The 19,847-nt window shown below is 49.9% G+C and carries 23 protein-coding genes; 16 read left to right on the plus strand and 7 right to left on the minus strand.

The window, feature by feature from the left end; genetic code table 11:
• The first annotated feature begins 2 nt into the window (after positions 1 to 2).
• The 12 genes from fliP to EPV75_RS04225 all read left to right on the plus strand — a co-directional run bounded on the left by fliP (position 3) and on the right by EPV75_RS04225 (position 11,684).
• On the plus strand, positions 3 to 722 hold the full coding sequence (gene fliP, locus EPV75_RS04170) for a flagellar type III secretion system pore protein FliP (RefSeq protein ID WP_038151939.1): 720 nt from the start codon (positions 3 to 5) through the stop codon (positions 720 to 722).
• Positions 722 to 991 (plus strand): flagellar biosynthesis protein FliQ, encoded by a 270-nt coding sequence (fliQ, locus tag EPV75_RS04175; protein WP_029937573.1) that lies wholly within the window; start codon positions 722 to 724, stop codon positions 989 to 991. The genes fliP and fliQ overlap by 1 nt, the downstream gene beginning before the upstream one ends.
• A gap of 51 nt (positions 992 to 1,042) precedes the next feature.
• Complete coding sequence (gene fliR, locus EPV75_RS04180; RefSeq protein ID WP_029937574.1) at positions 1,043 to 1,819, plus strand: flagellar biosynthetic protein FliR; 777 nt, start codon at positions 1,043 to 1,045, stop codon at positions 1,817 to 1,819.
• A 30-nt stretch (positions 1,820 to 1,849) separates the two neighbouring features.
• Positions 1,850 to 2,986 carry a flagellar biosynthesis protein FlhB gene (flhB, locus tag EPV75_RS04185; protein ID WP_029937575.1) on the plus strand — a complete coding sequence of 379 codons (1,137 nt, stop codon included), beginning with the start codon at positions 1,850 to 1,852 and terminating at the stop codon, positions 2,984 to 2,986.
• A 12-nt stretch (positions 2,987 to 2,998) separates the two neighbouring features.
• Positions 2,999 to 5,092 (plus strand): flagellar biosynthesis protein FlhA, encoded by a 2,094-nt coding sequence (flhA, locus tag EPV75_RS04190; protein ID WP_128384562.1) that lies wholly within the window; start codon positions 2,999 to 3,001, stop codon positions 5,090 to 5,092.
• Positions 5,093 to 6,262: a flagellar biosynthesis protein FlhF gene (gene flhF, locus EPV75_RS04195; RefSeq protein ID WP_128384563.1), complete on the plus strand. Its 1,170-nt coding sequence runs from the start codon at positions 5,093 to 5,095 to the stop codon at positions 6,260 to 6,262.
• On the plus strand, positions 6,252 to 7,145 hold the full coding sequence (locus tag EPV75_RS04200; protein ID WP_029937578.1) for a MinD/ParA family protein: 894 nt from the start codon (positions 6,252 to 6,254) through the stop codon (positions 7,143 to 7,145). Before flhF ends, EPV75_RS04200 begins: the two co-directional genes overlap by 11 nt.
• A gap of 17 nt (positions 7,146 to 7,162) precedes the next feature.
• Positions 7,163 to 7,888, plus strand: a complete 726-nt coding sequence (locus tag EPV75_RS04205) for an RNA polymerase sigma factor FliA (RefSeq protein WP_029937579.1) — start codon at positions 7,163 to 7,165, stop codon at positions 7,886 to 7,888.
• Between the two features lie 20 nt (positions 7,889 to 7,908).
• The gene (locus EPV75_RS04210) at positions 7,909 to 8,322 is read left to right on the plus strand and encodes a chemotaxis response regulator CheY (RefSeq protein WP_185748090.1); all 414 of its coding nucleotides are present in this window, start codon (positions 7,909 to 7,911) and stop codon (positions 8,320 to 8,322) included.
• An 85-nt stretch (positions 8,323 to 8,407) separates the two neighbouring features.
• A complete protein-coding gene (locus EPV75_RS04215) occupies positions 8,408 to 9,058 on the plus strand; it encodes a protein phosphatase CheZ (RefSeq protein WP_128384564.1) in 651 nt (216 codons plus the stop codon).
• A gap of 136 nt (positions 9,059 to 9,194) precedes the next feature.
• On the plus strand, positions 9,195 to 11,162 hold the full coding sequence (locus tag EPV75_RS04220) for a chemotaxis protein CheA (RefSeq protein WP_128384565.1): 1,968 nt from the start codon (positions 9,195 to 9,197) through the stop codon (positions 11,160 to 11,162).
• Positions 11,163 to 11,192: 30 nt separating this feature from the next.
• Positions 11,193 to 11,684, plus strand: coding sequence for a chemotaxis protein CheW (locus EPV75_RS04225; protein WP_029937583.1), 492 nt, complete (start codon positions 11,193 to 11,195; stop codon positions 11,682 to 11,684).
• Positions 11,685 to 11,752: 68 nt separating this feature from the next.
• Here EPV75_RS04225 and EPV75_RS04230 read toward each other — a convergent pair whose 3' ends face one another.
• The 5 genes from EPV75_RS04230 to EPV75_RS04250 form a co-directional block, all read right to left on the minus strand.
• Positions 11,753 to 12,076, minus strand: coding sequence for an EscU/YscU/HrcU family type III secretion system export apparatus switch protein (locus tag EPV75_RS04230; RefSeq protein WP_128384566.1), 324 nt, complete (start codon positions 12,074 to 12,076; stop codon positions 11,753 to 11,755).
• 61 nt (positions 12,077 to 12,137) lie between these two features.
• Positions 12,138 to 12,416, minus strand: coding sequence for an STAS domain-containing protein (locus tag EPV75_RS04235; RefSeq protein WP_128384567.1), 279 nt, complete (start codon positions 12,414 to 12,416; stop codon positions 12,138 to 12,140).
• Positions 12,417 to 12,442: 26 nt separating this feature from the next.
• Positions 12,443 to 12,805, minus strand: a complete 363-nt coding sequence (locus tag EPV75_RS04240; protein WP_029937586.1) for a response regulator — start codon at positions 12,803 to 12,805, stop codon at positions 12,443 to 12,445.
• A gap of 48 nt (positions 12,806 to 12,853) precedes the next feature.
• Entirely contained in the window at positions 12,854 to 13,384 is a 531-nt protein-coding gene (locus tag EPV75_RS04245; protein ID WP_127119983.1) for a chemotaxis protein CheW, read from the minus strand.
• 179 nt (positions 13,385 to 13,563) lie between these two features.
• The gene (locus EPV75_RS04250; RefSeq protein ID WP_128384568.1) at positions 13,564 to 14,601 is read right to left on the minus strand and encodes a flagellar hook-length control protein FliK; all 1,038 of its coding nucleotides are present in this window, start codon (positions 14,599 to 14,601) and stop codon (positions 13,564 to 13,566) included.
• Positions 14,602 to 14,733: 132 nt separating this feature from the next.
• Between EPV75_RS04250 and EPV75_RS04255 the strand changes: the two genes are divergently transcribed.
• The 3 genes from EPV75_RS04255 to EPV75_RS04265 all read left to right on the plus strand — a co-directional run bounded on the left by EPV75_RS04255 (position 14,734) and on the right by EPV75_RS04265 (position 18,180).
• Positions 14,734 to 15,561: a CheR family methyltransferase gene (locus EPV75_RS04255; RefSeq protein WP_029937589.1), complete on the plus strand. Its 828-nt coding sequence runs from the start codon at positions 14,734 to 14,736 to the stop codon at positions 15,559 to 15,561.
• Positions 15,562 to 15,624: 63 nt separating this feature from the next.
• Entirely contained in the window at positions 15,625 to 16,758 is a 1,134-nt protein-coding gene (locus EPV75_RS04260) for a protein-glutamate methylesterase/protein-glutamine glutaminase (protein ID WP_029937590.1), read from the plus strand.
• Positions 16,759 to 16,947: 189 nt separating this feature from the next.
• The gene (locus tag EPV75_RS04265) at positions 16,948 to 18,180 is read left to right on the plus strand and encodes a methyl-accepting chemotaxis protein (RefSeq protein WP_029937591.1); all 1,233 of its coding nucleotides are present in this window, start codon (positions 16,948 to 16,950) and stop codon (positions 18,178 to 18,180) included.
• 77 nt (positions 18,181 to 18,257) lie between these two features.
• On the opposite strand, the gene EPV75_RS04270 is transcribed toward EPV75_RS04265, so the two are convergent.
• Positions 18,258 to 18,542: a hypothetical protein gene (locus EPV75_RS04270; RefSeq protein WP_029937592.1), complete on the minus strand. Its 285-nt coding sequence runs from the start codon at positions 18,540 to 18,542 to the stop codon at positions 18,258 to 18,260.
• 64 nt (positions 18,543 to 18,606) lie between these two features.
• Here EPV75_RS04270 and EPV75_RS04275 point away from each other — a divergent pair, with 64 nt between their 5' ends.
• Positions 18,607 to 18,921: a Nif3-like dinuclear metal center hexameric protein gene (locus EPV75_RS04275; RefSeq protein WP_128384569.1), complete on the plus strand. Its 315-nt coding sequence runs from the start codon at positions 18,607 to 18,609 to the stop codon at positions 18,919 to 18,921.
• A 164-nt stretch (positions 18,922 to 19,085) separates the two neighbouring features.
• Here EPV75_RS04275 and EPV75_RS04280 read toward each other — a convergent pair whose 3' ends face one another.
• Positions 19,086 to 19,793 carry an FKBP-type peptidyl-prolyl cis-trans isomerase gene (locus EPV75_RS04280; RefSeq protein ID WP_128384570.1) on the minus strand — a complete coding sequence of 236 codons (708 nt, stop codon included), beginning with the start codon at positions 19,791 to 19,793 and terminating at the stop codon, positions 19,086 to 19,088.
• Positions 19,794 to 19,847: the final 54 nt, after the last annotated feature.

Consider the following 19,847-nt stretch of genomic DNA (forward strand, 5'->3'; position numbering starts at 1 on the left):
TGATGCTGTTGCCGCTGGTGGGTTGGACCGAACCGGGAATTCCGGCTTTTACCGTGGAAACCGACGCGCAAGGGAATCAGGATTACACCCTGACCATGCAGATTCTGCTGTTGATGACGGGCTTGACGCTGTTGCCGGCGGCGCTGATTGCCATGACGTCTTTTTTGCGGATTATTGTGGTGTTGGCGTTATTACGACAGGCTCTGGGCACGCAAACGACACCTTCCAGCCAGGTTTTGATTGGTTTGGCGCTGTTTCTCACGCTGTTTATTATGTCGCCGGTGCTGGATAAAATTTACGACACGGCGGTCAGCCCGTATCTGGAAGAGCAAATTAAATTCAAGGAAGCGGTGGAAATCGGCGCGAAGCCGTTGCATCAATTTATGATTCAGCAAACCCGTGCCGACGATTTGGGCATGTTTGCGGAAATGGCGGATGTGCAATTGACCGACCCGGAAACGGTCCCGTTTAAAATTTTGATTCCGGCCTATATGACCAGTGAATTGAAGACCGCATTCCAAATCGGGTTCATGATTTTTATACCGTTTTTGATCATCGATTTGGTGGTGGCGACCCTGTTGATGTCGATGGGGATGATGATGCTGTCGCCGATGATTATTTCCTTGCCGTTCAAAATCATGCTGTTTGTGTTGATTGACGGTTGGGCGCTGATAATGGGGACTCTGGCGAACAGTTTCGTCGTTGCAGGAGGGAGTATCTGATGACACCGGAATTTGTCTTAACCATCGGTCAGAAAATGCTTGAGGTGGTGACCATGCTGGCTGCGCCGCTGTTGATTCCTGCCTTGTTGGTCGGTTTGCTGGTGGGGATGTTTCAGGCCGCCACTCAAATCAACGAAATGACCCTGAGTTTTATCCCGAAAGTCGCCATCGTCGGCGTGGTGTTGGTGATTGCCGGTCCCTGGATGTTGACGACCCTGATTTCCTTTTCACGTGAGTTGTTCGAAAACATTCCGGCCTTTATCGGTTAAGTCATACGGCCTTAGGGATGCCGCCGCCGTTCACTCCAATGGAATGTGCTGATGAGCTTTAGTTACACCGAATTTTTGCAATTGATGGGCCTCTATTTTTGGCCGTTCGTGCGCATTTCCGGCATGCTACTGATGGTGCCGTTGCTCTCGGCTTCCTATGTGCCGGTCCGGGTGCGGCTGATATTGGCCGTTTTCATTACCTTAGGCGTGGCGCCTTCGCTGGACTTACCGCCGCCGATTGATCCGTTTACCTGGCATGGGGTGCTGTTAATTGTGCAGCAACTGGGCATTGGTGTCGCCATTGGATTGATTTTCCTGGTTATTTTTCAGGCATTTGTTCTCGCCGGTCACTTGGCCTCGATGGCTATGGGCTTGGCGATGGCCAGTATGGTGGACCCCGCAACGGGCGTAAACACGCCGATTATCGGCCGTTATTTCACCATTGTCGTTACGTTGTTGTTTTTATTGATGAACGGGCATGTTTTGGTTTTTACCGCGGTGATGAACAGCTTCGAGATGTTGCCGATCGGGCTACACTTCTTTACCCAAGACAGTTTGAAGTTGATTTACACCTTCGGGGGGCAAATGTTTGAATACGGGGTGGCTGTCGCTTTGCCACTGGTAACGGCGTTGCTGCTGGTCAATATTGCATTTGGTGTGGTTTCGAGAGCGGCGCCGGCCTTGAATATCTTTGCGGTTGGGTTTCCGGTGACGTTGTTGGCAGGGTTGATTATGTTGATTGTGACCACGCCGCTGTTGTTACCGAATATTCAGATACTGATGAATAATGCAATTGAAACGCTCTCTAAGCTGAGTTTGAATCAATAGGGTCATCGACGGGGAAGCTGAGACGGAATTATGGCTGAGAACGAAGACGGTACCGAAAAAACGGAAGAACCCTCCGAGAAAAAGCTTCGGGAAGCGAGGGAAAAGGGGCAGGTTCCCCGGTCTCGAGAGTTGGCAACCTTGCTGATGACACTGGGCGCCGCGCTGTTTTTGTATTTTTTCGGTGCCGGGATGGCGGAAGATATCCAGACCATTTTCATCGAGGGGTTGAGTTTTGACCGTTCCCACGCTTATGACGTCCATATGCTGACGAACCGTATATTGGCGCTGGTGGAACAGGCCATTTTTATGGTGTTGCCCTTCTTGATGTTGATGGTGTTGATTGCGCTGGTTTCCGGCAGCTTATTGGGCGGTTGGAATTTCAGTTTGCAGGCGATGTCGCCGAAGATCAGTAAATTGAATCCGCTGTCGGGTCTGAAGCGGATGGTGTCGATGACGGCGTTGATGGAGTTGCTGAAAGCTCTGGGCAAGTTTGTCTTGGTGTCGGTCGTGGCGACCTATTTTCTGTGGTATTCCTATGAAGAAATTCTGAGCATCGGCGTGGAGCCGACCAAGATGGCGTTGGCGCATTCCGCCAAGTTGATTTTGGAAGCGTTTATTTTCGTGAGCCTGTCGTTGATCGTGATTGCAGCCATTGATGTTCCGTTTCAAGTGCACCAACACATTTCGCAATTGAAAATGACCAAGCAGGAAGTGAAAGAGGAGTTCAAGCAGCAAGAGGGGAGCCCGGAAGTTAAGGCGCGCATTCGTCAGTTGCAACGCGAAATGTCGCAGAAACGCATGATGCAAAAAGTGCCGGAGGCCGATGTGGTCATCACCAACCCGACGCATTTCGCCGTGGCCTTGCAATATGACCCCGATAGCATGGGGGAGCCGATGGTTTTGGCAATAGGCAGTGACTTCATGGCGGCTCAGATTAGAACCTTGGCGAAGGAGCATGATATTCCATTGGTAGAAGCCCCACCTTTGGCCCGTGCTTTGTACTATAATGCGGAAGTTGATCGACCGATTCCGTTTCAACTGTTCCGAGCGGTTGCGACGATTCTGGCGTATGTGTACCAGTTACGGGATGGCAAGAAAGCCAATAAGGTCGATTTCGAGAATTTACCGATACCGGAAGAGATGCAAACGGACGGGCCGAGCGAGTAAAGCTGAGACGGAATGGACTTTAATCAAATACTCAATAAAATCAAAGACGCTTTCCAAAAAGGTTTAGGCATTCCGATTGCGATTTTGGCTTTGTTAGCCATGGTGGTGGTGCCTCTGCCGCCATTTCTGTTAGACGTCTTCTTTACCTTCAATATCGCCCTGTCTTTGGTCGTCTTGATGGTCACTCTCTACGCCAGACGGCCGCTTGATTTTGCCGTTTTCCCAACCATTATTTTGCTGGCCACACTGTTCCGTTTGTCATTGAATATTGCTTCCACCCGCGTTATTTTGCTGGAAGGGCATAACGGTGCCGCTGCTGCCGGGCACGTCATCGAAGCCTTTGGTGAATTTGTCATCGGCGGTAACTTCGCTGTCGGTCTGGTGGTGTTTGCGATTCTGGTCGTCATCAACTTCGTTGTTATCACCAAAGGCGCGGGGCGTGTGGCGGAAGTCAGCGCGCGTTTCACCTTGGATTCCATGCCCGGTAAGCAAATGGCGATTGATGCCGATCTGAATGCTGGTTTGATTACCCAGGAGCAAGCACAGGCCCGTCGAATCGAAATCACCACTGAAGCCGACTTCTATGGTTCGATGGACGGTGCCAGTAAATTCGTCCGGGGGGATGCCATAGCCGGCATCGTCATTCTGTTCATCAACTTGATCGGTGGCTTTGCGATTGGGATGGGGCAGCATGACATGACGTTTAGTGACGCCATTCAGGTATACACCATCCTGACCTTGGGGGACGGACTGGTTGCGCAGATTCCATCCTTGTTGTTGTCGACCGCCACGGCCATTATCGTCACACGGGTGTCTGGCGATAAAGAGGATATGAGTCAACAGGTGCAGGCGCAGATGTTTGCCAACCCGAAAGCATTGGGCATGACGGCGGGGATTGTCGGGGTGTTCGGCGTGATTCCTGGGATGCCCAACTTTGCCTTTTTGTCGTTTGCGGCCATTGCCGGTGCCGGGGCATATCTGATTCATAAAAAACAGCAGGAAAAGCCGGCGCCCGAAACCTTGTTGGCCGAAGAGGATAGTGCGCAGGAAAACGCCGCGCCGGAATTGAGTTGGGATGATGTTCAAGCGGTTGATGTGCTCGGCTTGGAGGTCGGTTATCGTCTGATTCCGATGGTGGATCAGGCGCAGAACGGACAGTTGTTGGAGCGGGTCAAAGGGGTGCGGCGTAAAGTGTCGCAAGAACTCGGTTTTTTGGTGCCGCCGGTGCACATTCGCGATAATTTGGATTTAAAACCGAACCAATATAGAATTATGTTGATGGGAGTGTCGTCGGGAGAAGGTGAAGTTTTCCCGGATAAAGAACTGGCCATTAACCCTGGGCAAGTGTTTGGCGAAGTACGAGGCGTCGTCACCAAAGACCCGACGTTTGGCTTGGATGCGGTGTGGATTTCCCCATCGGATCGTGAGCAGGCGCAAGCGTTGGGGTATACCGTCGTCGATGCCAGTACCGTTGTAGCGACGCACATCAGCCAGGTGATTCAGGATTATGCATCGGAGTTGCTGGGGCATGACGAAGCACAGAAACTGCTGGATAAGTTGAAAGACACTTCGCCGAAGTTGGTGGACGAGCTGGTGCCGGAGAGAATGTCGTTGGCCATTGTCGTCAAGGTGCTACAGAACCTGTTGACGGAAAAGGTTTCCATCCGGGATTTGCGAACCATTTTGGAAGCGTTGACGGAAAAGGCTTCGACGACGCAAGACCCGGCCCAGTTGACCCAGCACGTACGGGCGGCCTTGGGACGTTCCATTGTGCAGGCCATTGCCGGCACCGACGACGAGTTGAAAGTGATTACATTGGAACCTGGGTTGGAACAGTTGTTGCTTCAAGCATCACAGGGTGCGCCTGAAGGACAATTGGCTATTGAACCAGGCCTGGCGGAAAGGTTGCATACGACATTGAAGGAAGAGGCTCAAAAGGTTGAAATGACCGGCCAATCGGCAGTTTTGCTGGTGGCGCCGCAGATTCGTGCGCAGTTGGCGAAGTTGTTCCGGTTTAGCCTGTCAAATTTACATGTATTGGCTTATTCCGAGGTGCCGGAAAACCGACGCATTAGTGTTGTAGCCAGTGTCGGGCAAGGAAACTAGATGAAGTTAAAACGCTACTTAGCCCCCAATATGCGTCGTGCCATGCTTTTGGTTCGGGATGAACTGGGAGACGAAGCTGTCATTATGTCGACCCGTCAAACCGATGAGGGGGTTGAAGTGGTGGCCGCCATAGATCCGGAGGCGAAACAGTATCAGGCGTCGGAAGCCGCGGGCGAAGCGCGAAGCAGTTACCAATCACCGGAAACGGTGATTCCGTCTAAGATGCCGGATGCAGCGTCCAGCCCGGAAATAGCAAAGATGGCGGACGAATTGAAAGCCGTCAAGCAGATGCTGGAAAATCAATTGTCCGGTTTGGCATGGCACCAGAGTGAAACACAAGACCCCAATAAGGTCGGTTTGATTAAACGCTTGGTGCAGTTAGGAATCGGCTGGGACTTGGCACAAAAGTTAGTGATGGACGTGAATGTGCATCCTGACCAGGCCTGGTCGGAAATACTGGGCACGGTGGAGTCCATGATTCCGGTAGACGATAAGGATATTTTGGAGTCCGGTGGCATCGTTGCTTTGGTAGGGCCGACAGGGGTTGGTAAAACCACGACCATTGCCAAGATGGCCAGTCGTTTTGTCATGCGAAACAGCGCGAATCAGATTGCACTCGTGACAACGGATTGTTATAAAATTGGTGCTCAGGCGCAGTTAAAGACTTTTGCCGACTTGATGGGCGTGCCGGTCCATGTGGTGAGTTCGGAAGGCGAAATGTACAGCTTGCTGAGCTCCCTGGCATCGAAGAAACTGATTTTGATTGATACCGCCGGCATCAGTCAGAAAGATATTATGTTGACGCAGCAACTGACCAAGGCGCAACCGGGCGTGAATCATATCCGAAACTACTTGGTTATGTCGGCAGCGACGCAATTAAGTGTGATGAAAGACATCGTGCGATCCTTCAGCCAGGTTGGTTTGAAAGGCTGTATTTTGACCAAGGTGGATGAAGCCTTGCAGTTGGGCAACATCATTACGGTGTTGATTGAACACCGGTTGTCGTTGTCGTATTTGTCCAATGGCCAGCGTGTGCCGGAGGATTTGGAGCCGATTAAGGTTAGGGATTTAATGGATAAAGCAATTGTGCTGGGACAACAACACCAGCATTCGAATCAAGAAGAAGCCTTCCGCATGGGAATGGGCAAGGAGATTTCCGATGCTCAATGATCAGGCGGCCGGACTAAGAGCGATGCAAACGAGCAATAACGGTGAACGGAAAGTGAGTTCTGAAAAGAAAAGCAAACCGGTTAGAGTGATTGCCGTCGCCAGTGGTAAGGGTGGCGTGGGCAAGACGAATGTGTCCGTCAATCTGGGGGTCAGCCTCAGCAAGATGGGGCACCGTGTCTTATTGATGGATGCCGATATGGGCTTGGCGAATGTGGACATCATGCTTGGCTTGCAGACGCAGTACAACCTTTCCCATGTGTTGGACGGGGAAAAGAGCTTGCGCGAAGTCATGGTGGATGCCCCGGGCGGCTTGAAGGTGATTCCGGCCGCTTCGGGGGTGAAGCGCATGGCTCAATTGACCCCGATGGAAAATGCTGGAATAATTAACGCCTTTTCCGAGCTGGATGGCATTCTGGATGTGTTGATTATCGACACCGCTGCGGGGATTGCCGACAGTGTGGTCAGTTTTTGCCGGGCGTCCCAGGAAGTTGTGGTAGTGGTCAACGATGAACCGGCTTCCATGACCGATGCGTATGCTTTGATTAAAGTCTTGAGTCGGGATTACAAGTTAACCCGTTTCAAATTATTGGCGAACATGGTCCGTTCCGAAAAACACGGTCGGATTCTGTATGACAAGTTTGCGCAGGTGTGCGAACAGTTTTTGGATGTGTCCATTGACTATCTTGGAACCGTGCCGTTCGACCATGATTTGCGAGAAGCGATTCAGAAACAAAGCCCGGTCACCATCGCAAAACCGATGAGTGAGTCGGCACAGGCTTTCCGAAACATTGCGCAACGAATCGACCAATGGCCGATTCCGAGCGATGTGACGGGGTATTTGCAGTTTTTTGTTGAGAGTTTATTTCAGGCACCGTCTGAATAGATGAGGAATCGATTTTCATGACTGGCACTCAGGCCTACGCGAACATTCACAAACAGACCTCAAACGGGATGATGGACATAGAGGCGTTTTTGCCGTTGGTGAAACGAATCGCCTATCACTTGAAGGGGCGGTTGCCGGACAGCGTTATGGTCGACGACCTGATTCAGTCCGGTATTATCGGTTTGATCGAAGCGTCGCAAAAGTTCGATGCTGGGCAAGGGGCCAGCTTTGAAACCTATGCCGGGATTCGTATTCGCGGCGCCATGCTGGATGAGATTCGAAAAGGGGATTGGACGCCGCGTTCGGTGTACCGTAAGTCGCGTGAGGTCTCGGATGCCATCAATGTGGTGGAGTCGAAAAAAGGACGTGAAGCGCGCGACGAGGAAGTGGCCGAGGAAATGGGAATTACTCTGGATGAGTATTACCATATCCTTCAGGATACGAACTCCGCGCAACTGTTGTCGATCGATGAACCGGATCACGACGAATTGTCGGAAGAACGTATGGTCAGCGGTGTGAAAACGCCGGTGTCGGAATTGGCAGAATCCGGGTTTCAATCCGCGTTGGCGGAACAAATCAACGAATTGCCGGAAAAAGAAAAACTCGTGATGGCGCTGTATTACGATGAGGAGCTGAACCTGAAAGAAATCGGCGAGGTGCTGGAGGTCAGTGAATCGCGCGTCAGTCAAATTCACAGCCAGGCGATTAAACGCTTGAAATCACGCTTAAAAGATTGGATTTAATAAAGGTTTGAGGAAATAGAATGCAAATCGATAGAGATATGAACATATTGGTAGTGGATGACTTTTCTACCATGAGACGCATCGTTAAGAACCTGCTGAAGGAGCTCGGGTTCAGTCGTTTCGATGAAGCCGATGACGGCGCCACCGCCTGGCCGATGATTCAGAGCGGCAAATACGATTTCATCGTCAGTGACTGGAATATGCCGGAAATGACCGGGATTGATTTGCTGAGACATGTCCGTGCCGATGCGAAATTGAAAGATACGCCTTTTCTGCTGATTACGGCCGAAGCGAAGCGCAGCCAGATTTTGGAAGCGGCAGAAGCCGGCGTGGACGGGTACATTGTCAAGCCGTTCACCGCAGCGACCTTGAATGGCAAGATTCAAAAAATATTCGAACGTGTCGAAGAGCGCAAAAAGGCCGCAGGTGGTTAGGAGCGCATACAACAATAAGAAATGATTAAAAAGCCTTGTTCATCTGTCCGTGAATGAGGCTTTTTTTTTAATAAAAGGAGGAACGATGAAGAATATTAATGTCGAGCAGGCCAGAGAGCTGCTACAGGCTTTAGAAAGTGGCCAATACGACCAGGCCTCGAAGACACTGGATGGCATTGTCGCGGCCCGCGATGAGAACTTGTTGGAACAGGTCGAAGAAATTGCCCAGAACTTACATGATACGCTGGAATCGTTTGGAGCCGACTCTCGTATTTTGCAACACACCAAGCATGGATTGCCGGATGCGACCGAGCGTTTGGAGTATGTAATTCAAGCCACTGAGGAAGCCAGTAACAAAACCCTCTCTGCGGCCGAAAACACCATTGCCTTATTGGAAACCATGGAATCCAAAGCCTCGGATAACGAGATGAAGGAATGGATTGCTCAGGCTCAGACGCAAGTGACAGAAATTATGATGGCCCAATCGTTTCAGGATTTGACCGGGCAAGTGTTGAATCGTGTGATTATGTTGGTCACGAGTTTGGAGCAGAGTCTGGTGGAGTTGATTGAAAAGTCGGGCATCGAATTCGACAGCATTCCGGATGTGACCACCGATGAACAGCGAAAAGCGGAAGAAATGAAAGGTGTTGGGCCGAATGTGACGAAAAACAGTCAACAAAACGTGGCGCAATCGCAAGATGAAGTGGACGATTTGTTGGGGGATTTAGGCATTTAACGCAGAAGCGAAACCGGTTTGACGAGTTTGGTGGCATAGTGATTGCTTAAGTTTTTCCATTGAAAAACAAGAAGGATGAAGTGGCGAAAATTTGGCACTTCATTGGGATTCACACAGGCTCAAAGAGGAATACATCGTGGATGAAGATATTTTACAGGACTTTTTAGTCGAAGCGTCAGAGCTGGTTGAGCAGCTGGATGAACAGCTGGTCGAGCTTGAAAATTCGCCGTCTGATGCCGACCTGTTGAATGCGATTTTCCGTGGCTTTCATACCATTAAAGGGGGCGCAGGCTTTTTGGGTGTGACGCCTTTGGTTGAGGTATGTCACCGTGCGGAAAATGTCTTCGATAAAATTCGAAACGGTGACGTGTCGTATGATTCCAGCGCGGCGGATATCATTATGCGCGCTTTCGATGTCATCAGCGATTATATCCAGCAGCTCAACGACGGTGCGCGTGAATTGGAAGAGGCGGATACCGGGTTGTTGGCAGAACTGGATGCCCTTTGGAAAGGACAAGCTGCGGCCGAACCTGCTGCAGAGGTCGAAGTATCAGGGGCGTCAGAAGCCGAAACCGGTATGAAATTGGAATTGCCGGAAGGTGTGGATCCGGATGGCGATATTTCCGACGACGAATTTGAGGCCTTGTTGAATCAGCGTGATGCTTTGATGGGCGGCGAAATGGAAACCGCGGATGCTCCGGAACCGAAATTGGAGTTGCCAGAGGGGGTCGACCCGGATGGAGACATCACCGATGAAGAATTTGAAGCCCTGTTGAATCAGCGCGATTTGATCGACAATCTTCATGAGGCGGAAGGCAATACACCACCGGTTGCTCCGGAACCGAAACCCGAGCCGGTGGTCGAAGCGCCTAAACCGAAGCCACAACCGAAAGCCGCCGAGTCTGGCGGAGATAAAGGGTCGGCCAAAGCTGCCGCCAATACGGAATCCACCGTGCGTGTGGACACACGTCGCCTGGATGAAATCATGAACCTGGTCGGAGAGCTGGTGTTGGTTCGTAACCGTTTATTGACGCTACGCTCAAGCCAGGATTCTGAGGAAGACCTGTCCAATGCCGTGGGCAATTTGGATCACGTCACGACCGATTTGCAGGCTTCGGTGATGAAAACCCGGATGCAACCCGTCAAGAAAGTGTTTGGCCGTTTCCCTCGCGTGGTGCGTGATCTGGCGAGAAAACTCGGCAAGGAAATCGATCTGGAGCTGAAAGGCGAAGAAACCGATTTGGATAAAAATCTGGTGGAAGCGCTGGCCGACCCGCTGGTGCATTTGGTGCGTAATTCCGTCGACCACGGGATTGAAATGCCGGATGTGCGTGAACAGGCCAATAAGCCACGCAAAGGAACGGTGATTCTGGCTGCGGAACAGGAAGGGGATCATATTCTGTTGTCGATTACCGATGACGGTAAGGGAATGGACCCGGAAGTTCTGCGTCGTAAAGCGGTGGAAAAGGGCATGATGGATGAAGTCACCGCCAATCAGTTGGATGACAAATCCGCGTTTGAATTGATTATGTCGGCCGGTTTTTCGACGGCGGATCAGATCAGTGATATTTCCGGTCGTGGTGTGGGCATGGATGTGGTCAAGAATATGATCACCAAGCTGAACGGCAGTATCGACATTCATTCCGTACTGGGTGAAGGCACGCAAATCAGTATTCGTGTGCCCTTGACCCTAGCCATTTTGCCGACGTTGATGGTTTCGTTTGATGACGACAGTTATGCGATTCCATTGACCAGCGTACAGGAAATTTTCGATTACGATGCGTCGCAGGTAAACCGAATTGACGGACAGGTCATGGTTCGCTTGCGGGATAAGAGTGTGCCGTTGATGTTCCTGTCGGAATGGCTGGCCCCTGAAAGCATCAAGGAAAACTATGAAGGTGACAAGGTGATTATCGTGTCCATCGGTAATCAACGTGCCGGTCTGGTGGTCGATCAGGTCAACGGTCAGGAAGAAGTGGTCATCAAGCCGTTGGGCGTGATGATGAAGCATCTGGAAGGTTATGCCGGCGCGACCATTACCGGTAACGGTAACATCGCCTTGATTTTGGATTTACCGGGCGTGATTCAGCGCTTTCAATATTAATAACGGAGACGTGTCATGATGGAGCAAAGTATGACATCGACAAACCAATTGCTGGACGGCGTCATTGGTGACGAAGAAGAGGAACAGTATTCCGGTCCGAGCATCCGCTGTGTGATGTTCAACCTGGATTCGGAAGTGTATGGCATCAATGTCAAGAAGGTTCGTGAAGTATTACGCGTCGGCTCCATTCGTAAAGTCGAAGGTGCCGCGCATAATGTACTGGGCGTCATCAATGTGCGCGGGGTCATCGTCACCGTGGTGGATACGCGTGCAACCTATGGGTTGATGAGTAAACCGGCCGATGAACTGTCTCGTATTATTATCGTTGAGCTGGACACGGATAATATCGTCGGCATGATGGTGGATTGTGTCATGGAAGTCAAAGACATCCCGGAGAAGAAATTCGAACCGATGTCCGCGACCAAAGAAGGCGCTTCGCGGTATCTGCAAGGCATTGCGCATTACAATGGCGATGTGATTATCTTGATTGATGTCGACAGCATGTTTTCAGGTCAGGCGTAAGCCGGGTTCCGAACATCCATTTGCATTTCTGAAAACGCCCAGGCCTGGGCGTTTTTTATATTCAACGTTTAAGAGTGTCGCTCTGGCTCCTGAGAGGACTTCGGTTGCCCCGGAATCTCTTTTTCCGACAATTGGTAGGCGAAAATCAACACTTGCACCACGGCTTCATAAAGGATTTCCGGTATTTCCTGATCCAGCTCCACTTGTGATAGCAGACTGACGAGCTCATGGTCTTCCTTGATGGGAATGTTGTGCTCCTTGGCCAGCTCAATGATTTGCTCCGCCAGGTAACCGGTACCTTTTGCCGAGACGCGTGGCGCCGCCTGACCATCGTATTCCAACGAGATGGCGACTTTCTGGTCAAGGGTCACAGGGGAATCTTGGTTTTCCATCCGGTATCCTGAAAGATGGTTGCAGAGCAATAAAAAAGCCGCTGAAATGCGGCTTTTAAAATTAGGCGAGGCGGAGTTTTTCCGTTAACCCCAGCTTTGATGCGCTGGAGGTTAAAGGCTCGCTGGGCGAGTCCCAGAGAATTTCTTTTTGGTTCTGGACGGCATTCTTCACGAGAGCCAACAGCGCCTGTAGACCGGAAGTGTCAATCGACTCGACAGCGGAGGCCGCGATTTTGTAGGTTTCCGCGTCGGATTGAAAAGCGATTTTCAGGTTTCCATACACTTCTTCAATGTGGTGAATGGTCAAGCTGTCTGGCAGTTCGATTTGATATTCGCTCATCGGATCACCTCTGGCCGAAGCCGTTATTATAGAACGCGGTTGATAACGGAAAGTAACTTTTCAGGGCTGAAAGGTTTCACAATCCAACCGGTGGCACCAGCTTCTTTCCCCTTGGTTTTCATGTCACCGGACGATTCGGTCGTCAAGCAAAGAATCGGTGTGAATTTGTAGTTGGGAAGTGTGCCGCGAACCGCTTGAATCAGTTCGATGCCGTTCATGTTCGGCATGTTGATGTCGGTTACGATTAAGTCATATTGTTCTTTTTTGGCCATGTCGAGCGCAATTTGACCGTCTTCGGCTTCGGCGACGTCATGACCTGCTGATTTCAAAGACATGCTGACCATTTGACGCATAGATTTGGAATCATCAACCGCAAGGATTTTGGACATTGTTACTTCTCACTTTCTTAATACTTAAAATCTGGTTGTAATTATACATTATTCGTCAATATGAAGGCTTTTTTTGATCTCCGACAGGATGCCCGCAGAGACCAATTCATCGACATGTAAGACGATAACCATCTTTTCGCCGACGGTGGCGAGTCCTCTAACGTATTCGGTATGAATAGTGCCGTTGATTTCCGGTGCGCCCTGCAAGTTATGCAGGTCGATACCGTGTACATCCGAGACGCCGTCAACCACGATGCCGATGATTTTCTGTGTGGCGGTCTGCTCGTCGGTGGCGCGTAAAATGATGACGACGGTGCTTTCATCGTAAGTGATGTCGGACAGCCCGAAACGCACGCGTAAATCCACCACGGGTACGACGGCGCCGCGCAGGTTGATCACGCCCATGACATAGTCGGGGGCATTCGGAATGGTGGTGGTTCTTTCCCAGCCTTTGATTTCCTGTACACGAAGAATGTCAACGCCGTATTCTTCTCCGCCAAGAATAAAACTGAGGATCTGATCGTCCGTTCCGTCGTTTTCTTCGATTTGATCTTGAATGGCTTCTACGTCAGCGCTCATTTGGTTCTAGCCTCGTATCCTCGAATAATCTATATGCTTATATTTTGTAATGCTAACTTACCTTATTTGTCTGGAAAGGTCTAGTTTTTAAAAAGGGTTTTCACATAAAAAACCACGAGGTGATTATAAAAAATTTACCCTCTGCGTTTAAGCAAGGAACTCGCCAATTTCATGTGTTTTCAGACGTGAAGGTCAATTAAAGCGACTTTTTGTGCTTGAGGATGGTTTTCCGGTTTTTGTTGGGTGATGAATACCTGTTTCAGCGGGATGGCGGCTTGTTGGAAGCTGGCTTGCAGTTCCGGAAGGCCTGCCCGGACACGCTGTTCCAGATTGGTATTATCAGCCCAGAGGCTGAGAGAGATTTCGTCGTTCATAAACATCAGTTTGCTGGAGAGTTCACCGGATGACAGGGTCAAGTTGACGATGACCTCCCAAAAATCCGGTGTTTCCTTGGCCTGGCGGCGAATGTCGATTTCCATTTCGTCGATGTAGGGGTTAGGCTGTAGGGGGAGTTGGATGTTGAGCAAGTTTGGGTTTTCAATCGCTTGAATCTGTTGCAGGGTGATTCGGTTCAAGGTTTGAGAAAGCAGCTTGGCCAATTTCGGCATTTCTGCGGTGTCAGAAGCTTTCGTCTGTTGTGTCATTTGCAGCAGTTGCAATAGTCGAGCTTTAAGGTCACTGGTTGGTGGTTTTTGGGTTTTGCCTAACTGGTTTTCCAGAAACAAACCGCTCGACAATAGTTGGTTTTTCAGCTCTTTTGCACTGGTTTGGGTCGAAGGCTTGAACAATTGCTCCAATAGGGAAGTGATGTGCGACTGGATATTGGCGGGCAATAACCCGGTTTGGCTGAATTGTACGAGTTGCTGCAACCCTTGGTTGATGGGCATCTGATTAGGCAGTAGTTGTCGGTAAGCAGTTTGCAATGTCTGTTGGGTATTGGGTTGAGGTGTGCCGGGCGCCGTACGTGGTTGAATTTGCAGAATGACGTTCGGTTTGGTTTGAGTGACTTTGACATCCAATTGTTGGCCGGCTTGCAAGCTCTGCTGGCTGGTAGCGGTGAAGCTGCGCCCGGCGAGGTTGAAATTGACCTGATTGCCTTCCACTTTGGTGACGGTGACGGACAGCATTTGGCCTACAGACAGTTTCAGGGCCTGAGCCGCGGTTTGTCCAAGGTTTAGGGAGCCGCCAATGGATGTTGAAGTCGGGCCGATTGCCATAGCATTCCTGAGGCATGAAGCCGTTCGGTGATAGAAAATTGCCGATTAGGTAAAATAATAAACTGCATTCCGCGAATCAAGCAACTATAATTACTCTTACAATAAGACCATTTTAAAAATAAGGGCAACGGCGTGAGTGAAAGGGAATTTGACTTTACTGAAAAAGACTTTTTAAGAGTCAAAACAGTCGTTTATGATTTTGCCGGAATCGATTTGAACGATTCCAAGAAAAATCTTGTCTACAATCGCTTGGCGAAGCGTATCCGCTTTTTGGATATGAACTCCTTCTCCGCATATCTGGATTACGTTGAAGAGCAGGGTGAGGCGGAATTCGTCCATCTGATCAATGCCATCACCACCAATCTGACCTTTTTCTTTCGCGAAAATCATCATTTTGAGTATCTCGCCAATCAAGTCATTCCGATGTTGCTGGAAAAGAACAAAGGGTCGAAAAAAATCCGCATCTGGTCGGCGGGATGTTCCACCGGTGAAGAACCTTATTCCATTGCCATTGTGTTGAAAGAAGCGGTGCCGCCGGGCTGGGATGCGCGTGTTCTCGCAACCGATTTGGACACCAACGTGGTTCAGACCGGACAAACGGGCGTGTATAAAATGGACCGTTTGAAAGGGGTGTCGGACGAACGCAAAAAACGCTGGTTTCTCAAAGGTTCGGGTTCGCGGGAAGGTTATGTGCGCGTGAAACCCGAATTGCAACAGATTATCGATTTCGGTCAAATCAACTTGATGAATGAATGGCCGATTCGAGATGCCATTGATGTGATTTTCTGTCGTAATGTGGTGATTTATTTCGATAAGGAAACCCAGGCGCGTCTGTTTGACCGTTATGCGAACTTGTTGCCGGACAATGGTCATCTATTCATCGGGCATTCCGAATCCTTATATAAAGTGTGCGACCGTTTTGAGTTGCTCGGTCAGACCATTTACCGGAAAATTCGCTGAGCCGATTGCGGTATAATGGGTAATTAGAGAATCAAGAAACATTAAGCCAGTCCAGGTGTCCCTATGTCAAAGGTAAAAGTACTCGTCGTCGATGATTCAGCATTGGTCCGATCCATGTTGCAGGAAATGTTGGGCGCCGACCCTGAGATTGAGGTGGTCGGTACGGCCTCCGATCCTTACGATGCCCGTGAAAAGGTCAAGGAGTTGCACCCGGATGTCCTGACCTTGGACGTTGAGATGCCGAAAATGGATGGCGTCACCTTTCTGAAGAATTTGATGCGTTTGCACCCGTTGCCTGTGGTGATGGTGTCCACTCTGACGGAAAAAGGCGCGGACATTACGTTTGAGGCCTTGGATTTGGGGGCGGTGGATTTCGTGACCAAGCCGAAAATCGATTTGGCGCACACCTTTGAAGATTATGCGGTGGAAATCCGTACTAAGGTCAAAACCGCGGCCAAGGTGTCGAGATGGCAGTTAGAGCGTCACTATGCGCGTTATGCCTCCAACCTGAAGGAAAAACCGATTGTATTGCCGTCTGTCCGTCCGGCCCCATCGAAAAGCGTGGCGGAAAAATATTCGGCGGATGTCATCGTTCAAAAGAAAAGTCCGTCGGCCACATCTCGAATTTCCGACAAGATTATTGCACTGGGGGCCTCCACTGGCGGCACCGAAGCCATTAAAGAAGTATTGATGCGTTTACCGGCTAACACGCCGGCCATTGTGATTACACAACATATCCCGGCGACATTCAGTTTGCCGTTCGCGCAGCGCATGGATACGGTTTCCGAAATGACGGTGGTGCAAGCCGAAGACCGTCAACCGATTTTGCCGGGTCATGTGTATATCGCGCCGGGCGATAAACATTTATTGGTGGAAAAAGCCGGGGGCGGCTATATTTGCCGCTTGAATGACGGTCCGCCGGTCAATCGTCACAAGCCATCCGTGGATGTCATGTTCCGTACCGTGGTGCAGAATGTCGGCAAAAATGCCGTGGGTGTGTTGCTGACCGGCATGGGCGCGGACGGTGCCAAAGGCATGAAGGAGTTGCAGGAAATCGGTGTGCCGACCATCGCACAGGATGAAAAAACCAGTGTTGTTTGGGGGATGCCGGGTGAAGCTGTAAAACTTGGCGCCGCGGATCATGTGCTGCCGCTGGGTAAGGTGCCTGAAAAAATATTGGAACTGGTCAAAAAATAATAATATTGACCAGGCCTGGCGTTTCTTATTGTTTTTAAATCGAAAACTTGCCTGAAACCAAAATCGTTGCCTCTGTTCATATAAAATTATCCATCAAGAATTTATCATTCCCGCCGAGAAAACACTTGGTGCTGGCATATTAACTGCTTTGCATGAGTTAACGTTACGGGAATATTTAAGGAAAAACGCATGTTGCATACTTTTAAGCAATACTGGCCGGCTTGGCTCTTAACCCTGTTAGGGGTGGTATTGACCTTCATAGACATTCCGCATATCGGTGCCATTGCACTTGTTCTGGTTTCCTTGATTTGGACATTGTCCGTGGCAAAAGTTGCCAGGGAAAGCGGTGCTCCAACCCCCGCGGTTGTTCAAGCGCCAGCGCCGATGGAAGCTTCCCAGTCCGCTAACTTTGATGCTACGGTGATTGACGATTCACTGCAGGTCATCATGAATGATATCGATGCGGTGGTGGATCAGGAAGTCGAAGTGATCCGCGGTGAATTGCTGCAGGTCAAAGAATTGGTGGCTGAAGCGATTGAAACCCTGAACTCAAGCTTTATGGGACTGCACAACCAAACTCAGGAAGAGTACAAAATGGTGGTGTCTTTGCTGGATAACCTGGGCGGCAGTGGTGAAGGCATGAGTATTCAGAAATTTTCGGCCGAAATCAAAGATGTCTTGGAGTTTTTGATTACTCTATTGCGTAACTCCAGTCAGCGCAGTAATGAAACGGTCGATAAAATCGACGATATGGTCAGTCAGATCGAGTCGATTTTCGCCCTGCTGGAAGATGTGAAAGGTATTGCCGATCAGACGAATTTGTTGGCCTTGAATGCGGCGATTGAAGCGGCACGTGCTGGGGAAGCCGGGCGCGGTTTCGCGGTGGTGGCGGATGAAGTCCGTAAGTTGTCCTTGAACTCCAACCAGTTGAACGAGCAAATTCGTAAGCAGGCGGAAAAAGCCAAACAAACCGTTGACCAAGTCCGTCGTCGAGTGATGGATACCGCCGAAAAAGACATGCAGGAAGCCAATTCTTCGCAGGATCAGGTCACAGTGTTGGTCACCGATCTCGAATCGATGAACAGCGGTATTTCCAACAAGCTGGGTGATGTGTCCGGTATTATTTCCGAGATTGAAGTCAGTGTGTCGAACGCCATGCGCTCTTTGCAGTTCGAAGACATTGTCCGTCAGTTGGTCGAGCAGGTGCTCAACCATTTGGAGAATTTGAGTGGCTTTTCCCACAAAATCAACCACTTCATTGAAGAGAGTAAAAACGATCCGGTGCAATCGGTGGCGGAGCATAAGCAACGTTTGGAAGCCTTCCGAAACACCATTCACCAGGAACGTGAAGAGATTGAATCCAAGCGGATGCGACGGGTTTCTTCCGAGTCAATGGAAGAGGGTGAAATCGATTTGTTCTAAGCGTCAAATCGATGCCATAAAAAAAAGCACCGAAAGGTGCTTTTTTTATGGGCGCTTTTAAGCGGGTAAAGTTGTCATTAAGACGCCATATTGCCCATTTCGCTATTCCAGAAGCTGCCGAAAATCAAACTGAAAACCAAACCGGTGGCGAAAACGATATACCAATAGGTGCGCATTTTGGCGGCTTGTTTGATTTCCGCTTCACTCAATGTACTTGGGTCCGGTCGATCCTTGAAGAAAATGACCATGAAGCCGACGGCGGAAATGAACCCGGCAATGTTCGCCAGATAATGATTATGTGTCAACATCGACGCGAATCCCAATGCCAGTATTATAAAATACGTAATCAATATGTTTTTCATCTTGCTCTACCTTGAGTTGGGTGATTCTGAAACCCCAATTATTTTAGTCGGTTTAAGGAGAAATATGTATAAATTGTGCTTTTTTGTCCCGGAAACACACTTGGAAACGGTCAAAGCGGCGGTGTTTGAAGCCGGGGCCGGACGCATCGGGGATTATGACCAGTGTTGTTGGCAAGTCAAAGGGGAAGGGCAGTTTCGCCCTTTGTCAGGCAGTCAGCCTTTTTTGGGGACGCAAGGAGCCCTGGAAAACGTGGCTGAGTATCGGGTGGAAATGGTCATGGAACAAAGCTGCGCTAAAACGGTTTTGAAAGCGTTGAAAGAATTGCACCCTTATGAAGAGCCGGCTTACGATGTGATGGCGTTGGTAGAGGGGTTATAGGCTTAAGATAAAATTTATCTATCGACATAGACAAACTTTATATTAGAAAAAAATAATGTAACTGGTACACTGGGAATAGTTGAAACTTCAACTAATCCTCCCTTTGTATTAGATAACCGATAATACAGCCCGGACACAGGGATCGTGTTCGGGCTTTTTTCGTTTTAGGAGGCTGGTTTTTCGGCTTTAATCAGTTCGATGGTGAAAATCAGCGTCTCATTCGGTCCGATGATGTCACCCGCACCTTTGGAACCGTAGCCCAGTGACGGTGGCACGAAAATTTCCCATTTTGCACCCGGCTTCATCATTTTCAAAGCTTCACCCCAGCCCGGGATGACATCGCCCATCTGGAATTCAATCGGCGTGCCGCGGCTGTAAGAACTGTCGAATTCGGTACCGTCAATCAAGGTGCCTTTGTAGTTGGCGGTCAAGACATCGTCTTCTTTTGGCGTTGCACCTTTGCCCGGCTCGATAATGCGGTACTGCAAACCGCTTTTGGTGACTTTCACATCGTCACGTTTTTTGTTTTTCGCCAAAAAAGCCTCGCCTTTCTGGGCGTTGTCTTCCGCGAGTTTTTTACGGGCTTCGGCCTGCTTTTGCATGACCTGTTTTTTCACTTCATTGACCGCTTGCTGCATTTCAGCGTCGGTCAAGCGTAAGGATTTGTTTTCCATCACGTCCTGCATGCCCAGAACCAGTGCCGGAATGTCGATTTCAACGCCTTGTTGCTGGAAGTTCTTGGCCAGGTCGGAGCCGAGGGCGTAGCTGGCTTTTTTGTCAACGGAGTTCAACTTGGTGTCGTCGGCCAGCGCGGTGAGACCGGTGCTGGACAGCGTCGCAAGCAGAACTGTGGTGAGTAATTGTTTTTTCATAAACGTCTCGAATAATGATTGGAAGGGTTCGAATGCCAAAACCGACCAGGCCTG

The organism is Hydrogenovibrio thermophilus, from assembly GCF_004028275.1.
GTDB lineage: Bacteria > Pseudomonadota > Gammaproteobacteria > Thiomicrospirales > Thiomicrospiraceae > Hydrogenovibrio > Hydrogenovibrio thermophilus.

Coding starts and splice junctions, on each gene's coding strand:
- EPV75_RS04230 (WP_128384566.1), bottom strand. CDS start 12,076: ATGGAAAACCAAGATTCCCCTGTGACCCTTGACCAGAAAGTCGCCATC.
- flhF (WP_128384563.1), top strand. CDS start 5,093: ATGAAGTTAAAACGCTACTTAGCCCCCAATATGCGTCGTGCCATGCTT.
- fliR (WP_029937574.1), top strand. CDS start 1,043: ATGAGCTTTAGTTACACCGAATTTTTGCAATTGATGGGCCTCTATTTT.
- EPV75_RS04245 (WP_127119983.1), bottom strand. CDS start 13,384: ATGAGCGCTGACGTAGAAGCCATTCAAGATCAAATCGAAGAAAACGAC.
- EPV75_RS04280 (WP_128384570.1), bottom strand. CDS start 19,793: ATGAAAAAACAATTACTCACCACAGTTCTGCTTGCGACGCTGTCCAGC.
- fliP (WP_038151939.1), top strand. CDS start 3: ATGCTGTTGCCGCTGGTGGGTTGGACCGAACCGGGAATTCCGGCTTTT.
- EPV75_RS04270 (WP_029937592.1), bottom strand. CDS start 18,542: ATGAAAAACATATTGATTACGTATTTTATAATACTGGCATTGGGATTC.
- EPV75_RS04250 (WP_128384568.1), bottom strand. CDS start 14,601: ATGGCAATCGGCCCGACTTCAACATCCATTGGCGGCTCCCTAAACCTT.
- flhA (WP_128384562.1), top strand. CDS start 2,999: ATGGACTTTAATCAAATACTCAATAAAATCAAAGACGCTTTCCAAAAA.
- EPV75_RS04200 (WP_029937578.1), top strand. CDS start 6,252: ATGCTCAATGATCAGGCGGCCGGACTAAGAGCGATGCAAACGAGCAAT.
- EPV75_RS04265 (WP_029937591.1), top strand. CDS start 16,948: ATGTTGCATACTTTTAAGCAATACTGGCCGGCTTGGCTCTTAACCCTG.
- flhB (WP_029937575.1), top strand. CDS start 1,850: ATGGCTGAGAACGAAGACGGTACCGAAAAAACGGAAGAACCCTCCGAG.
- EPV75_RS04225 (WP_029937583.1), top strand. CDS start 11,193: ATGACATCGACAAACCAATTGCTGGACGGCGTCATTGGTGACGAAGAA.
- EPV75_RS04205 (WP_029937579.1), top strand. CDS start 7,163: ATGACTGGCACTCAGGCCTACGCGAACATTCACAAACAGACCTCAAAC.
- fliQ (WP_029937573.1), top strand. CDS start 722: ATGACACCGGAATTTGTCTTAACCATCGGTCAGAAAATGCTTGAGGTG.
- EPV75_RS04260 (WP_029937590.1), top strand. CDS start 15,625: ATGTCAAAGGTAAAAGTACTCGTCGTCGATGATTCAGCATTGGTCCGA.
- EPV75_RS04275 (WP_128384569.1), top strand. CDS start 18,607: ATGTATAAATTGTGCTTTTTTGTCCCGGAAACACACTTGGAAACGGTC.
- EPV75_RS04235 (WP_128384567.1), bottom strand. CDS start 12,416: ATGAGCGAATATCAAATCGAACTGCCAGACAGCTTGACCATTCACCAC.
- EPV75_RS04215 (WP_128384564.1), top strand. CDS start 8,408: ATGAAGAATATTAATGTCGAGCAGGCCAGAGAGCTGCTACAGGCTTTA.
- EPV75_RS04240 (WP_029937586.1), bottom strand. CDS start 12,805: ATGTCCAAAATCCTTGCGGTTGATGATTCCAAATCTATGCGTCAAATG.
- EPV75_RS04210 (WP_185748090.1), top strand. CDS start 7,909: ATGCAAATCGATAGAGATATGAACATATTGGTAGTGGATGACTTTTCT.